Here is a 16,451-nt window from a genome sequence, read left to right on the forward strand (position 1 = left end):
TCTTGTCATAAAAAATGCCCCCAAAAGTGTCTAACTTTTTGGGGGCAGTGTAATAGAAGTGGCTTTTTTATTTGTTGAAAATTTAATCTTAGTTTCCTAAAATGTAATTAAAAATCAATGGTGCAACGATTGTCGCATCAGATTCGATCATATATTTTGGTGTATCAACATCTAATTTACCCCATGTAATTTTTTCGTTAGGAACTGCTCCTGAATAAGAACCGTAAGATGTTGTAGAATCAGAAATCTGACAGAAATATGCCCAGAACGGAACATCAGTCCATTCTAAATCTTGGTACATCATTGGAACTACACAAATAGGGAAATCTCCTGAGATACCACCCGCAATTTGAAAGAACCCTACTCCTTTTCCATCAGAATTTGCACGGTACCATTCTGTTAAATAAATCATGTATTCGATACCAGATTTTACTGTATGTACGTTCAAATTACCTTTAATTACGTTTGAAGTAAAGATATTTCCACAAGTCGAATCCTCCCATCCTGGAACAACGATTGGTAAGTTTTTCTCAGCCGCAGCAACAATCCAAGAATCTTTAGGATCAATTTCATAGTATTGCTCTAAAACACCTGAGTTAACTACTTGATATAAAAATTCGTGTGGAAAATAACGTTCACCTTTTGCTTCAGCAGCATGCCAAACATCTTCTAAATGTTTTTGTAAACGACGGAATGCTTCCTCTTCAGGAATACATGTATCTGTTACACGGTTATAATGATTATCTAATAATTCTCTTTCTTGTTCTGGAGTTAAATCTCTATAATTTGGCACTCTTTTGTAATGAGAATGAGCCACTAAGTTCATCACATCCTCTTCTAAGTTAGCTCCTGTACAAGATATAAATTGAACTTTATCTTGACGAATCATTTCAGCTAATGAAATTCCTAATTCAGCAGTACTCATTGCACCTCCCATAGAAATTAACATTTTTCCCCCATCTTCTAAATGCGCTTCATATCCTTTAGCTGCATCTACTAATGCAGCTGCATTAAAGTGTCTATAGTTGTGCTCTATAAACTGACTGATTGGTCCTTTACTCATTTTATTTGTTTTTATTTTATTAAAATTCTAATTATTTATATCCCAATGTATTCAACACATCTTGGTGTGTTTGTTCTTCTGAATACACTTTTGCTTCGTAGTTTTCATCAATCAAAATATATTTTGGCTGAGGAATCAAACAGTGATTTATTCCACCAAATCCACTGATATTATCTTGATACGCTCCTGTATTAAAGAAACCAATATACAATGGTTTTGCTTGATCGTATTTTGGCAAATAAATAGCATTTACATGTTGTTCTGAGTTATAATAATCGTCAGAATCACACGTTAAACCACCTAATAATACACGTTCGTATTTATCGTACCAACGGTTAATTGGCAACATTACAAATCGTTTTGAAATTGCCCAAGCATCTGGTAAAGTCGTCATGAAAGATGAATCGATCATATCCCAATACTCTTTATCATTTTGTTTCTTTTGATAAAGAATTTTGTAGATCACTCCTCCACTTTCACCTACTGTAAACGATCCAAATTCTGTAAAAATATTTGGAACAGGAATACCTTCTTCGTCACAAATCATTTTAATTTGCAACAAGATTTCTTTCGCCATGTATTCGTAATCATATTCGAAATTCAACGAATTTTTGATTGGAAATCCACCACCGATATTCAAACTATCTAATTCTGGACAAACTTTCTTAAGGTTTACATAAACTCTCAAACATTTTGTCAACTCATTCCAATAATATGAATTATCTTTAATTCCTGTATTGATAAAGAAATGAAGCATTTTCAATTTAATGCGTTCATTTGGTTTTACCATTGTTTGATAGAAAGGAACAATGTCTTTGTATCCTATTCCTAAACGAGACGTATAAAACTCGAATTTTGGTTCTTCTTCAGATGCAATACGAATTCCGATTTCGAAATCACCTTCGATAGCTTCCGAAAATAAATCAACTTCTTCGTAATTATCAATAACTGTAATTGTTTTGCGATGTCCGTTATTGACCAAACGAGCAATGTTTTCTACATATTCTTCACGTTTAAAACCATTACAAACGATATATTGATCGTCTGTAATCAATCCTTCTTTAATCAAATTTTCGACAATATTAATGTCAAATGCAGAAGATGTCTCGATGTGAATATCGTTTTTTAATGCTTCGCCTAATATATGACGAAAGTGAGAACTTTTTGTACAATAACAATAATTGTAAGTTCCTTCATAGTTTAATTCTTCACGCGCTTTTTCAAACCAACCTTTCGCTCTTTGAATGTTTTGTGAGATTTTTGGTAAGTAAGTAAATTTTAATGGTGTTCCATGTTCTTCGACTAAAGCTTTCAAGTCGATTCCATTAAATTTTAAGTGCTCTCCATCCAATTCAAATTCATCTTGCGGAAAGTCAAATGATTGCGTGATTAAATCTATGTATTTAGTTTTCATTATGCTTTATAAATGTTACGTGTGTTGAATAATTCTAAAAAATTTGCGAGAAAAATTTTAGGGTATTACAGACGTATCGCATAATATACATTGCGAAGCAATAAAGGGAAAGAATAATTCTTAGACTCTTTTCGATTCATTAAAAGTAATGCGTTGAGATTTTTTTTAATTTCAACGCTTTCGAATAAAAGGTTAAAACTCATCAACTTTTTTTATTAAAAAAATTATAAAAATACTTGCCGCAAATATATGTTTTTTAATTCTGTTAAAAAGATAAAATAATATTAAAATTTATCAATAGTTAACTCTTAATGTTAGCGATAATTTAAATATTCTACAATTGTTCAAAATTTTATTTTTTCTTTAAGGTTTAACAAGGTTAAATATTGTATTTTTGAAATCGTTTTGAACGTAAATTATGGGTAAAATTATTGCTATTGCGAACCAAAAAGGTGGCGTAGGAAAAACGACAACCTCGTTAAATCTTGCCGCTTCTTTAGGTGTTTTAGAGAAAAAAGTTTTATTAATTGATGCAGATCCGCAAGCAAATGCAACATCTGGTTTAGGTTTTGATTTGGATGAAATCGAAGCAGGAACCTATGAAGTATTAGAACATGAAGTTCTTGCAAGCGAAGCTATTTTACAATCAGAATCGCCTAACTTAGACTTAATGCCTGCTCATTTAGATTTAGTTGCTGCCGAGATTGAAATTGTAGATTACGAGAACCGCGAATACATGTTAAAAACTGCGTTGTCGGAAATCAAAGATCAATATGATTATATAATTATAGATTGTGCGCCTTCACTTGGCTTGATTACTTTGAATGCACTTACAGCTGCAGATTCTGTAATTATTCCTATTCAGTGCGAATATTTTGCTTTAGAAGGATTAGGAAAATTATTAAATACAATAAAAGGAATTCAACAACATCACAACAAAGAATTGGATATTGAAGGTTTATTGTTGACAATGTACGATTCGCGTTTACGCCTATCTAATCAGGTTTTAGATGAGGTAAACAATCATTTTCCGCAAATGGTTTTCAAAACAATTATTACGCGAAATGTGCGTTTGTCTGAAGCGCCAAGTTTTGGCGAAACAATTATTCAGTACGATGCAGCAAGTAAAGGTGCAGAAAATTACTTAAATTTAGCGCGAGAATTTTTAATTAACAACAACGATACAGTTTAAATAAAATGGCAAAGCCAAATAAAAATAATCGCTTAGGACGTGGATTATCAGCTCTATTAAAAGATGAACCAACGGTAAAAACAGCACAAGATGAAGGTGCGAAGAAATTGGTTGGAAATATTTTGGAAATAGATTTAGAAAAAATAACCGCAAATCCTTGGCAACCACGAACTAATTTTGATAAAAAAGCTTTAGATGAATTAGTCGCTTCTATTCAAACATTAGGCGTTATTCAACCCATTACAATTCGTAAAAAACCAACAGGTGAATATGAATTGATTTCAGGTGAAAGACGTTTTCGTGCTTCGCAATTGGCAGGAAAAAAGACAATTCCGGCTTATGTGCGATTAGCAAATGACCAAGAAATGTTGGAAATGGCATTGGTCGAAAATATTCAACGTCAAGATTTAGATGCTATTGAAATTGCACTTTCTTACCAACAATTAATGGATGAAATCAAGCTTACTCAAGAAGAATTAAGTAAACGTGTTGGGAAAGATAGAACATCTATTACAAATTATTTACGTCTATTAAAATTAGATCCAATTATCCAAACAGGAATTCGAGATGGAATGATTTCGATGGGACATGGGCGTGCTTTAATGGCAATTGATGATGCAGATTTACAATTTGATATTTACGAAAAAATTGTCAAAAATAATTTATCTGTACGTGATACAGAACGTCTAATCAAATCAATAAAAGAAGGGAAACCTGAGAAGAAAGCTAAAGATGAATTGCCTTCTCAGTACAAAGAAGCATTAAGTTCTATTTCAAATTCTTTGAAAACGAAAGTCGAAATAAAACGTGCGAATAATGGTAAAGGTAAAATTATTTTGAATTTTACTTCTGATGATGAGTTTGAACGTTTAAGAAAGTTTTTGAATGAAAATTAAAGGATTATTTCTTGGATTAATGATGGCTTCAACGTTTTCATTTGCCCAAGTTCAAATAGATTCAACTCTAATCGTAAAAGATTCTGTTAAAATTAGTAACGAAGTCTTAATGGAAAAAAGTCCAATCAAAGCTTCGTTGTATTCAGCTATTTTACCAGGTGCAGGACAATTGTACAATAAAAAATGGTGGAAAGCACCAATTGCATTGGGATTAGTTGGTACAGGCACAGGTTTTACAATCTATTACAATAATTTATATAAAAAGTACCGAAAAGCGTACATTGCAGTAAGAGAAGGAACTCCAAACGAATTTTCTGGTATTTTAACTCCAGAACAACTGGCAGTTATACAAGACGATTACAAACGAAAACGTGATTATAGTGTTGCGTTAACTGCGTTAGCTTATTTATTAAATGTTGTTGATGCTACAGTTGATGCACATTTATTTACAGTACGAAACGACACTGAAATGTCATTTAAACCAACTGTCATTCAAGATGAAATGACATTAGAGCCAGTTTTGGGATTGGCATTTAACTTAAAATTTTAGAAATTAAAGATGAAAATTGCATTAATAGGATACGGAAAAATGGGAAAAGCAATAGAAGAAATTTTAGTTCAACGTGGTCATGATGTTGTACTTAAAATTTCTCGTACTCCTCTTCCAGAAGAATTAAAAGATGTTGAAGTTGCAATCGAATTTTCTCGACCAGAATTTGCATTCGATAATCTTAAAGTATTACTTGAGAACAACGTTGCAACTATATGTGGAACAACAGGATGGTTAGAGAAACAAGGTGAAATAAATCAATTAGCCATTGCTAATCATACGGCTTTTTTATATGCTTCTAATTTTAGTTTAGGTGTAAATTTATTCTTTGAATTGAATTCTATTTTAGCTCGAATGATGAATAAATACCGCAACGAATATCAAATTAATTTAGAAGAAATTCATCACACACAAAAACTTGATGCACCTTCAGGAACTGCAATTACAATTGCAGAAGGAATTATTGATCATTCTTCTTATACTTCTTGGTCGATGGATGAAAAAGCAAAAGATATTATTCCTGTCGAAGCAAAAAGAATAGAAGATGTTCCTGGAACACATATCGTGCAATATAATTCGGAAGTAGACACAATTGAAATTTCTCATACCGCTCATTCACGCAAAGGTTTTGCCTTAGGTGCTGTAATTGCTGCGGAATGGATTTGGAATAAACAAGGTGTTTTTACAATGAAAGATGTACTTGAACTGAACTAAATTAAAATACTAAATATCAAAAACTTATGCATGTACTAATTTACTGGTTAATTGGTTTTATCATAGCCAATGTAATCTTTGGAGCTGCAACTTGGAAATTATATAAAAATGCAGGAAAAGAAGCTTGGCAGGCCTATATTCCCTTTCTTAATATTTGGAAAGGTTTAGAAATTATTCATCGTCCAAAATGGTGGATTATTCTATTTTATTTGCCAATTGTTGGCCCTATTTTTTGGTTAGTATTCTTTGTTGATTTAGGCGACTCTTACGGAAAAATAGAAACGAAAGATAAAGTCATCATGGTTTTGACATTAGGTTTATACATTTTTGCAGTAAATTATGCTGATAATCCAAAATATTTAGGTCCTGAAAAACGTAAACCTACTTTTGTTTCTTCCTTAATTTTTGCGCTTGTATTAGCGACATTAGTTCACAACTGGTTTATACAACCTATGATTGTTCCTACAGGATCAATGGAAAATACAATCAAAATTGGTGATGCCCTTTTTGTAGAGAAAGTAAGTTACGGTGCACGTGTTCCTATTACTCCTATTGGAATTCCTTTCTCAGAATTCATTTACCGTGATGGTTTTATCGATAAAGCACGTTTGCCTTACATGCGTGTTCCGGGTTGGAGAGATTTAAAATCAAATGACATTGTTGTTTTCAATTACCCTACCGATTCTATTTACAATGCGATTGATCGTAAAGATGCATATGTAAAACGTTTGGTTGGTTTGCCAGGAGAAACAGTTCAAATTCGAAATGGTGTTTTATATGTAAACGACAAAAAATTCATCCCGAAAAAAGATGCACAAGTTCAACATTCATATTTAGTGGTTGTAAAAACTCCATTTAGTGATAAACTATTATACGATAATTTTGGAATTATCAGTACAGATTATCAAGCTGGAAAACAAACTGATGGTACATTTATCTATCAATTTGCTGCATTAACTGACGCACATGTCACAGCAATGAAATCGAATGCAAATGTAGTTTCTATCGAACCTATTTTACAACCAGTTGGTCAAAAAACAGAACATATTGTGAATGGTAAAATCGATAGTACAAATACGATTTTCCCTGTTAACAAAAACTGGAATACAGATCAATACGGTCCTTTATACATTCCGAAAAAAGGAGATGTTGTAGATGTTAACAACGAAACGTTGGCACAATACATCAATATTATTCGTCGTTACGAAAACAATACGCTAAAAGTTGATTCTGCTAATGGTAAGTTTGATGTATTTATCAACGATCAAAAAACAGACAAATACGAAATCAAACAAAACTACTATTTTATGGTTGGTGATAACAGAAATCAATCATTAGATGCGCGTTTCTTTGGATATGTTGGAGAAGATCATATCATTGGTCGTCCAATTATGATTTGGGCAAATATGAATGGAATGTTTGAACCTGCAGCTCCTAAGAAATTTATATGGGATCGATTCTTTACCTCAATCAACAACGATAATCCAAACAAAACATCGTACGGAATTTATGTTTTAATTGCGTTAATTGGTTGGATTGGATACGATATTGTAAAAGCTCGAAAAGAGAAAAAGAAAAACAACTATTAAAATTATTTTGTAGTCAAATTTTAAAACATAAAATTTGTTATTCAAAAAATAAATAACTCAAAACTGTGCATTATAAGTAATTGTAATGCACAGTTTATATACAGAAAAATAATAAAAACGAATGAAAAATACGTTTGCCGCTTTTTATTTTGGACCGATTGATTACTATGCAGAAATGGTAAAAAGCCAGACTTTGGATATCGAAGTTCAAGAAAATTTTCAAAAGCAAACTTACCGTAATCGCATGTATATTTTGGGCGCAAATGGTAAGTTGATGTTAAATATTCCCATCTTTCACAACGGAACTCGATTGTTCAAAGATTTACAACCTTCTTATGAATATGATTGGCAGAAAGAACACATCAAATCGTTAAAATCAGCTTATCAAAGTTCTCCATATTTTGAGTATTATGAAGATGAAATTATTCCAATTTTAGAACAGAAGGAAAAATTTTTATTGGATTTGAATTTAAAAACAATTGAATTCATCAACAAAAAATTAAACTTAGACTTGGAAGTTTCTAAAACAGAAACTTATCAATCTATATTACCTGAAAATGATTTTAGAAATCAATTTTCTGCTAAAAAAGCACCTCAATACCATTTACCCGAATACGCACAAGTTTTTGATGACAAAGTTGAATCCGTTGAAGGATTGAGTATCTTCGATTTACTTTTTAGCGAAGGTCCAAGTGCCGCAGTGTATTTAAAAAACTTAATAAAATAACAACATGAGAAAATTATTTATTGCTTTAGGATTTGCCTTTACATTAGGGTTTGCTCAAGCACAAACAACAGAAGTACCGAAAGAAAAATGGTACCATGCAAGTGTAGAACAAACAGGTATTTATGGTGTAAATACTGATCAAGCATTACAATTTTTAAAAGACAATAAAAGAAAAGCCAATACAATTATTGTAGGCGTATTAGACAGTGGTGTTGAGCATTTCCACGAAGATTTGAAAGCAAATATGTGGTCAAATCCAAAAGAAATCCCAGGAAACGGAATTGATGATGACAAAAATGGTTACATTGATGACGTACACGGATGGTCTTATTTGGGAACAGCGAAAGGAATCAATTATAATGATGATACAACTGAAATAACGCGTATTTACAAAAACTTATCGAATAAATACGCTACTTACGATCAGAAAAAAAATCATGCTGCAATTGCAAAAAATCCAACAGAATATGCAGAGTTTCAAAAAATTGAAAAAGAATATTTAAGCGCTGTAGGTAAAGCAAAATACAACCAACAAGTTGCACAATCAAAACTAAACGCAGTTGAAGGTGGTGTAAATAAAATGGTTTTAGAATTTGGTGACACTAAATTATCAAAAGATGTTTTGGCTAATTACCAACCAACAGATTCACAAATTTTAGAAGCTTTATGGATTTTTGGTGAATTAAAAGAAGAGCAATGGGTTGGTAAAACCATGAAAGAGGTTGCCAATACTTACTTAGGAGCTGCACGCCGTGCTGCAAAAGGTGATGCTTTAACATCTCACCTGAACTTAAATTTAGTTGATCGCAAAGACGTTGACAATCCAAACGATAAGAAAGAACGTTTTTACGGAAATGGTGATTCTAATGGACCTGAGTCATCTCATGGAACACACGTTGCTGGAATCATCGGTGCTGTAAGAGGAAATAACATCGGAAACGATGGTACAATTGGTGGAAATAATGTAAAAATTATGTCAGTTCGTACAGTTCCAAATGGTGATGAGCGTGACAAAGATGTTGCAAATGCAATTTATTATGCAGTGGACAATGGTGCTAAAATCTTAAACATGTCTTTCGGAAAACCATACTCTCCCGATGCGGATTTAGTTTGGGATGCTTTCAAATATGCTTCGGATAAAGGAGTTTTAATTGTAAAAGCAGCAGGAAACAGCAACGAAGATATTGATGTTCATGTTCATTATCCAACAAATTTCAGAAATGGAAATGCAGTTTCTAAATCTGTTTTAACAGTTGGTGCATCAACAAAAGATCCAAATGCTTTAAAAGCTCGTTTCTCAAATTATGGTAAAAAATCAGTTGATGTTTTTGGACCAGGACAAGAAATTTATGCTACTTATCCAGGTGTAGATCAATACCGTTTCTTAAATGGAACTTCTATGGCTTCTCCTGCTGTTGCTGGTGTTGCTGCAATGGTTTGGTCACACTATCCAAAATTAACTGCAGAGGATATTCGTAATATTTTAATGGAAACAGTGAATAAAAATGATCAATTAAAAGACATTTCTGTTGCTGGAGGTGTTGTAGATTCGTACAAAGCTGTACAAAAAGCTGAAGAAATTTACAAACAACGTAAATTGAAATAATTTTAACACAACATTATAAAAAGGCTCCCTAATTTGGAGCCTTTTTTGTATTTTCAAAATACGAAAACTCAATGTGTAACAATTCGCTTTGTTATCCGACATATATAGAAAAATTTATTATGAAAAAATTCTTATTAAGTATATCTGTTGCCATGTTTATTGGTGTGGCATCATTCGCACAAGAAACTATTCCATTACCAAAGGTTGACCAAAAATATTGGCAACACGAATCTCTTGAAGAAAGTGGTGTTTATGGTGTTAATACACAAAAAGCAATTCAATTTTTAGAATCAAAAAAACGTAAACCATCGCAATTAATTGTCGGAGTTTTAGATTCTGGTGTTGAAGTGACACATGCAGATTTAAAAGATAATGTATGGATCAATGCAAAAGAAATTGCTGGAAATGGAAAAGATGACGACAAAAATGGATACATTGATGATGTGCATGGTTGGAATTTTATTGGAGGAAAAGATGGTAAAAACGTCGATGGCGATACATTAGAATTAACACGTCTTTTTGTAAAATATAAAAACCTTTTCGAAACGAGTACCGATGCTGCTTCAAATAAAACCAAATACCCTGAAAAATTTGAAGAATACCAAAAAATAAAAGTAGAATTCGAAAATAAATTAGCTGAAGCTAAACAAGGTGCTATGCAATATCAGCAAATGGATGAAATTTTCAAAGTTAGTTTTCCAGTATTAATTTCTGAATGGGGAGAAAAGGATTTGGACGAAAAAAACATGTCTACCTTTCAACCAAAATCGAAAGAAGCTCAGCAAGGTATGATGATTTTCGCGATGGTTCCAAAAGAAGCTTGGGATGGTAAGACAATGAAAGAGTTTTTGAAAAAAGTAGGTGATGAAATTGCTGAAGGTGCGAAATATTACAAAGAACAAGTAGAAATTAACTTAAATACAGAGTTAGATCCTCGTCCTATTGTTGGTGATGATTATGCCAATGTGAATGAGAGATACTATGGAAATTCGGATGTAGACGGTCCAGATTCAAACCACGGAACACACGTTGCTGGAATTATTGCGGCAAAATCTGGTAATGGAATTGGAATAGATGGTATTGCTGGACAAGGAAATGTAAAAATAATGTCTGTTCGTACTGTGCCTAATGGTGATGAGCGCGACAAAGATGTTGCAAACGCTATTCGTTATGCGACTGACAATGGTGCTAAAATCTTGAATATGTCTTTTGGGAAAGCGTATTCTCCTGATGTAAAAGCAGTTTGGGAAGCGTTTAAATATGCACAAGACAAAGGTGTTTTATTGATAAAAGCAGCAGGAAACGATAACGAAAACATCGACACGAATATACATTTTCCTACGGTTTATAACGAAGCGGGTACAGCAATTTCTAACAATGTGATTACTGTTGGTTCGAATACAAGTAATAAAGATGAATTAAAATCTAGTTTTTCTAATTACGGTAAAAAATCTGTAGATGTATTTGCTCCAGGTTCTGATATTTACTCTGCAATCCCAACAAGAGATGGCGAATACAAATCAAATTCTGGAACTTCTATGGCTTCACCAGTTGTTGCAGGTGTTGCAGCATTAGTTTGGTCACATTATCCAAAATTGACAACACAACAAGTGAAACAAATCATTTTAGATTCTGTCAATAAAAATGATCAATTAAAAGATATTTCTGTAACTGGAGGTGTTGTTGATGCATATAAAGCTGTACAATTAGCTGAAAAGATTTATACAGATAAAAATTTGAAATAATTTTTCATAAAACGTATAATACAAAAATACCTCTCGATTATGAGAGGTATTTTTTTTAATAAAAATTGTTTAAATCGTATTATACTTTGGGCTTTTCTATTCAGGAATAACAGCTTTAATGGTTTGTTCTATGGCGTTTTTTAGCTAATATATTTTATAAATCTTGAAGAAAAAATCCAGTTAAATCGTTAACTGGATTTTTATTTGATTATTATTGATCTAATTTTATTTTTTGTTGACTTTGTTGCAATTGATACAACTCAATAATATCTTCGATTGGATAATTGAACCAATCTACTTGTTTTTTTATTTTTGAATTTTCATCCAAATATAAAAAAGTGGTAAACTTCATCGAAGGAAAATTCATTCCATTATAGGTGTAAGCAGAAAATTCTCCATTGGCAATAATCATCGAATCATTTGAAAATAAATCTTTTACTTCCAACAATTGGTTGTTCTCATACTGCATAGTCGTATCATTCCAACGCACAATTTCATTCAAAAGATAACGAGGATCAATTGTTGAAGCACCCGAATATTGGGCTACATTTTCGTATACCAAACTATCATTATAAAAAGACAACATTTTTTTATAATCGGCACGAGTAGAGTAATTTTCGAAAAATCGTTTTCCTAATTCATCATTTTTATTTGATGAATTTGAATTACAACTCACCAAATTAGTTAATATTAAAACACTGAAAATCCACGTAAATATTATTTTCATTTTTCTGAAATTCTAGTTAAATAATTTTCGCCATTATCGTCTGCCATTCCATCTTCATTTAGAATCATGATTTCTGAATTATCTGACCAACGTAAAAACTGAAAAGGTAATTTTTTCTTTTTAGGCGCGAGTTCTATTAAAGAACCATCATCTTTTTTAAACAATTCTCCTTCAAACGATTGACCTTTGTACTCTACTAAAAATGATTTTTCAGTCAATTTCAAGATGATTTTATCACCATAGTAATTCCCTTCAAAAATTCCTTTGTAAACAAGCGTTTCATTCGTAAAGACAGAACTTTTTTCTAATGACAATACGTCTTCATGCGACAAACCATCAGAACTTTTGTCTATTTCTGTTTTTTCATTCTTACACGAAAACATCAAAAAAATAAAAGCTATTAGAAAAATAACATTTCTTGTCATGAAAACAGTTTATTTTTTCACAAATTGTTCAACATCTTTTCTTGAAATTGGATCATCTCCGAGAATTAATAATCGTTCAACAACATTTCTCAACTCGCGTATGTTTCCTGTCCAATCCAATTCTTTTAAAGCATCGTAAGCCGATTTATCAAAAGATTTTTGACTTGTTGTGTCTGTTATAAAATGTTCTACCAATAATGGGATATCATCCTTGCGGTCATTAAGAGCAGGAACATTAATAATAATAACAGCCAAACGATGGTATAAATCTTCGCGAAAGCGACCTTCTTCAATCTCTTTACGTAAGTCTTTATTCGTTGCTGCAATTACACGAACATTTACATTAATTTCCTTTTCAGAACCAACTGGTGAAACCTTTCCTTCTTGCAACGCTCGCAAAACTTTGGCCTGTGCAGAAAGACTCATATCCCCTATTTCATCTAAGAAAATTGTACCTTCGTTTGCTAATTCAAATTTTCCTTGTTTATCTTTAACAGCACCTGTAAACGAACCTTTTACATGTCCAAATAATTCGCTTTCTATTAATTCTGCAGGAATCGCAGCACAATTCACTTCAACTAAAGGTTTAACACTACGGTCACTTTTTTCATGTAAATGATGAGCAACTAATTCTTTTCCTGTTCCATTTGGTCCAAGAATAAGTACACGAGCATCTGTAGCAGCTACTTTATCAATAATTTGTTTTACTTCAGCAATTGCTGGAGCTTCACCAATCATTTCATATTTTTTTGCTACTTTTTTCTTTAATGCTTTATTTTCTTTCTTTAATTCTTTGTTCGTAGACAATAACGATTTACGATCTAAGGCATTGCGAACAGTGGTTAATAATTTATTTAAATCTGGTGGTTTTGATATAAAATCATAGGCACCTTTCTTTATTGCGTCTACAGCCAAATCCACGTCACCATGTCCAGTGATCATTACCATTGTTAAATCAGGATTGTATTCCATAGCTTCCGAAAGAACCTCCATCCCATCTTTCAATGGCATTTTAATATCACTTATAATTAAGTCGTACTCTTTTTCTTTTATTTTTTCAATTCCAACCACTCCGTTTTCTGCTTCATCAACTTTCCATTTCGGATTTTCGTCCATTAGGATACTTTTCAAAACATTTCGGATAGCCTGTTCATCCTCGATTAATAAGATATTTGACATCGTTAATATCGTTTATTTTTATACAAAATTAAATAGACTCAAAGATAACTGAAATTATTATTCTTGAGTCTACTTTTATTTCTTTTTAATGATTTTTAAGATGTTTTTACTTTTTGAGCGGTTTCTAAGTTTAATTCTCGAATTGAGACTTCACGCATTTCTATTTTTCTGATTTTACCAGATATTGTCATTGGAAATTCAGTTACAAATTTCCAAAATTTTGGACGTTTAAAATGTGCAATTGATAAACAGTATTCTTTTAGTTCATCTTCTGTTACTGTTATACCTTCTTTCACTTTTACCCATGCCATCACTTCTTCACCATATTTAATACTTGGAACTCCAATAATTTGAACATCCGAAATTGCTTCGTGTTCATACAAAAAGTCTTCGATCTCCTTAGGTGAAATATTTTCACCACCTCTAATAATAATATCTTTAATTCTTCCTGTAATATTAATATAACCATCGACATCCATCGTCGCTAAATCTCCGGTATGCAACCAGTTATTTTCATCTATCACTTGAGCTGTTGCTTCTGGATTATTCCAATATTTTTGCATAACTGAATAACCTCTAGTGCAAAATTCACCAGCAATGCCACGTGGTAATATTTCACCTGTTTGCGGATCAATAATTTTAATTTCTAAATGGTCTTGAACTGTACCAACCGTTGAAACTTGTTTTTCTAAAGGAGTACCGATAATTGTTTGGGTCGAAACAGGAGAAGTTTCCGTCATTCCATAACAAATTGATACTTCTTTCATATTCATTTTAGATTGAACTTTCTTCATGATTTCTATTGGACAAGGCGATCCTGCCATTACGCCAGTTCTTAAAGAAGATAAATCAAAACGATCAAAATTTGGCAATTCCAATTCCGCTATAAACATCGTAGGAACTCCATAAAGAGAAGTACATTTCTCTATTTCTACAGCATTTAGCGTTTTTTCTGGATCAAAACTTTCAGATGGGATGACCATACAAGCACCATGAGAAGTACAAGCCATATTTCCGATAACCATTCCAAAACAATGATAAAAAGGAACTGGTATACATACACGATCTAAATGTGTATAATTTAATCGTATTCCAATAAAGAAACCATTATTCAATAAATTATGATGTGTTAGAGTAACACCTTTCGGAAAACCTGTTGTCCCAGAAGTATACTGAATATTAACTGCATCATCAAACTGTACGGATTGTTCGATTTGATGAATTTCGGATGTTGATATTTCTTCACCTTGTTCTAAAAAATCATTCCAATTTTCTTCAAAAATGATAATATGTTCTAACATTTTAGCATTTTGCTTCACATTGTTCAACATGATTTTATATTGACTTGATTTGAAACTTAAAGCTGCAAAAACAGCTGAAATTTCGGCTTGATTTAAAACAAATTCAAGTTCATTTTCTCTGTATGCAGGATTAAGGTTAACGAGAATCATTCCGACACGAGCAGTTGCATACTGCAATAATGTCCATTCGGCGCGATTAGGTGCCCAAATTCCAACACGATCACCTTTTTTTAGGCCAATTGCAATTAATGATTTAGCAATTTGTTCTGTTTGAGAATAAAACTCTGTATAGGTCGCACGGTAATTTTGATCAACGCAAACCAATGCCTCTTGCTGAGGATATTTTGCGACAGTATTGCGTAAATTTTCTCCAATTGTTTCTCCCAATAGAGGATATTTAGAAGCACCGCTTGAGTATGATAAGTTCGCTATCATCTATTTATATTCTTTATTTTAAAAATTACTTTACTCTCAAACATAGCAACGTTTTTTCGGAAAAGAAACTTATCAAATGCAAGATTTTAGATATCTATAAGAATCTTATTTTTTTATTAGATTTAAAATTAATTTCAAAAAAATGTAGCATAAATTTTAACAAATACTTAAAATAAGTCATTTTAATAATGCTTAAATTGTAAAAAATTACAAAAAAATGAATACAATAAACCATGAAAATTATACTTCTATTTATGATGGAATAGAAGTCGTAGATGCTTTACAAACAAGAATTGCTGATATCAAAAAAACCTTAACAATTGTTACCGAATTAAATAAGTGGGATTATGCTTATGCTGAGGAAAAATGGACAATAAAGGAAATGATACAACATTGCATTGATTGTGAACGTATTTTTTCATATCGTGCTCAGCATATTGCGAGAGAAGATGCTCAGACATTAAATTTTTTTGATGAAAATGCCTACGTTTTGACTTCTAACGCAAAAAGTCGAAAACCAGAAGAATTGATCAAAGAATGGACGAATTTGATGAAAGCTACGTATTTTCAATTCAAATCTTTTGACGATGAAACCTTAAATAGGATTGGAAAAGTTGGTGATCGAGAATTTTCTGTCGAAAAAATTGGTTTTGTAATGGCTGGTCATTCTATTCATCATATGAATGTGATCAACGAACGATATTTATAAAAAAAACAGCTTTACAAAGCTGTTTTTTTTATTTATTTTGGCATTACATTATAAGTAGGATCTTCTTCAATATTGACTTCTATAACACCTTTTGCTTGATCTAATAGTAATATAGAATCTTTGCTTAAATGACGCAGAATAACTTTTTTATTTTGTTGTGTATATTTAAAAGTAATTGT

The 16,451-nt window shown here is 32.0% G+C and carries 15 protein-coding genes; 9 read left to right on the forward strand and 6 right to left on the reverse strand.

Going from position 1 to position 16,451, the window contains the following annotated elements; all coding sequences use genetic code 11:
• Nucleotides 1-88 precede the first annotated feature (88 nt).
• Together Q0616_RS08930 and Q0616_RS08935 are read right to left on the reverse strand one after the other, a co-directional pair.
• Complete coding sequence (locus tag Q0616_RS08930) at nucleotides 89-1,063, reverse strand: deoxyhypusine synthase family protein (RefSeq protein ID WP_171623594.1); 975 nt, start codon at nucleotides 1,061-1,063, stop codon at nucleotides 89-91.
• A gap of 31 nt (nucleotides 1,064-1,094) precedes the next feature.
• Nucleotides 1,095-2,477: an arginine decarboxylase gene (locus tag Q0616_RS08935; RefSeq protein WP_171623595.1), complete on the reverse strand. Its 1,383-nt coding sequence runs from the start codon at nucleotides 2,475-2,477 to the stop codon at nucleotides 1,095-1,097.
• Between the two features lie 418 nt (nucleotides 2,478-2,895).
• Between Q0616_RS08935 and Q0616_RS08940 the strand changes: the two genes are divergently transcribed.
• The 8 genes from Q0616_RS08940 to Q0616_RS08975 all read left to right on the forward strand — a co-directional run bounded on the left by Q0616_RS08940 (nucleotide 2,896) and on the right by Q0616_RS08975 (nucleotide 11,496).
• A complete protein-coding gene (locus tag Q0616_RS08940; protein ID WP_171623596.1) occupies nucleotides 2,896-3,669 on the forward strand; it encodes an AAA family ATPase in 774 nt (257 codons plus the stop codon).
• Between the two features lie 5 nt (nucleotides 3,670-3,674).
• Nucleotides 3,675-4,565 (forward strand): ParB/RepB/Spo0J family partition protein, encoded by an 891-nt coding sequence (locus Q0616_RS08945; RefSeq protein WP_171623597.1) that lies wholly within the window; start codon nucleotides 3,675-3,677, stop codon nucleotides 4,563-4,565.
• A complete protein-coding gene (locus tag Q0616_RS08950; RefSeq protein ID WP_171623598.1) occupies nucleotides 4,555-5,115 on the forward strand; it encodes a DUF5683 domain-containing protein in 561 nt (186 codons plus the stop codon). Before Q0616_RS08945 ends, Q0616_RS08950 begins: the two co-directional genes overlap by 11 nt.
• 9 nt (nucleotides 5,116-5,124) lie before the next feature.
• Nucleotides 5,125-5,829: a 4-hydroxy-tetrahydrodipicolinate reductase gene (gene dapB / locus Q0616_RS08955; RefSeq protein WP_260542939.1), complete on the forward strand. Its 705-nt coding sequence runs from the start codon at nucleotides 5,125-5,127 to the stop codon at nucleotides 5,827-5,829.
• Between the two features lie 26 nt (nucleotides 5,830-5,855).
• Nucleotides 5,856-7,418: a signal peptidase I gene (gene lepB / locus Q0616_RS08960; protein WP_298776587.1), complete on the forward strand. Its 1,563-nt coding sequence runs from the start codon at nucleotides 5,856-5,858 to the stop codon at nucleotides 7,416-7,418.
• 121 nt (nucleotides 7,419-7,539) lie between these two features.
• On the forward strand, nucleotides 7,540-8,145 hold the full coding sequence (locus Q0616_RS08965) for a WbqC family protein (protein WP_298776589.1): 606 nt from the start codon (nucleotides 7,540-7,542) through the stop codon (nucleotides 8,143-8,145).
• Between the two features lie 4 nt (nucleotides 8,146-8,149).
• On the forward strand, nucleotides 8,150-9,751 hold the full coding sequence (locus Q0616_RS08970; RefSeq protein ID WP_298776591.1) for a S8 family serine peptidase: 1,602 nt from the start codon (nucleotides 8,150-8,152) through the stop codon (nucleotides 9,749-9,751).
• 119 nt (nucleotides 9,752-9,870) lie between these two features.
• Nucleotides 9,871-11,496, forward strand: a complete 1,626-nt coding sequence (locus tag Q0616_RS08975; RefSeq protein WP_260542932.1) for a S8 family serine peptidase — start codon at nucleotides 9,871-9,873, stop codon at nucleotides 11,494-11,496.
• Nucleotides 11,497-11,707: 211 nt separating this feature from the next.
• On the opposite strand, the gene Q0616_RS08980 is transcribed toward Q0616_RS08975, so the two are convergent.
• The 4 genes from Q0616_RS08980 to Q0616_RS08995 form a co-directional block, all read right to left on the reverse strand.
• Nucleotides 11,708-12,223, reverse strand: a complete 516-nt coding sequence (locus Q0616_RS08980) for a hypothetical protein (protein ID WP_260542930.1) — start codon at nucleotides 12,221-12,223, stop codon at nucleotides 11,708-11,710.
• Nucleotides 12,220-12,648, reverse strand: coding sequence for a hypothetical protein (locus Q0616_RS08985; protein WP_171623605.1), 429 nt, complete (start codon nucleotides 12,646-12,648; stop codon nucleotides 12,220-12,222). Before Q0616_RS08985 ends, Q0616_RS08980 begins: the two co-directional genes overlap by 4 nt.
• A 9-nt stretch (nucleotides 12,649-12,657) precedes the next feature.
• Nucleotides 12,658-13,827: a sigma-54 dependent transcriptional regulator gene (locus Q0616_RS08990; RefSeq protein WP_171623606.1), complete on the reverse strand. Its 1,170-nt coding sequence runs from the start codon at nucleotides 13,825-13,827 to the stop codon at nucleotides 12,658-12,660.
• 95 nt (nucleotides 13,828-13,922) lie between these two features.
• The gene (locus Q0616_RS08995; protein WP_171623607.1) at nucleotides 13,923-15,563 is read right to left on the reverse strand and encodes an AMP-binding protein; all 1,641 of its coding nucleotides are present in this window, start codon (nucleotides 15,561-15,563) and stop codon (nucleotides 13,923-13,925) included.
• Between the two features lie 217 nt (nucleotides 15,564-15,780).
• Between Q0616_RS08995 and Q0616_RS09000 the strand changes: the two genes are divergently transcribed.
• Nucleotides 15,781-16,272, forward strand: coding sequence for a DinB family protein (locus tag Q0616_RS09000; RefSeq protein WP_225540491.1), 492 nt, complete (start codon nucleotides 15,781-15,783; stop codon nucleotides 16,270-16,272).
• The last annotated feature ends 179 nt before the right edge of the window (nucleotides 16,273-16,451 follow it).

This window comes from uncultured Empedobacter sp. (genome assembly GCF_937930195.1).
In the GTDB taxonomy this organism is placed as follows: Bacteria; Bacteroidota; Bacteroidia; order Flavobacteriales; family Weeksellaceae; genus Empedobacter; species Empedobacter stercoris.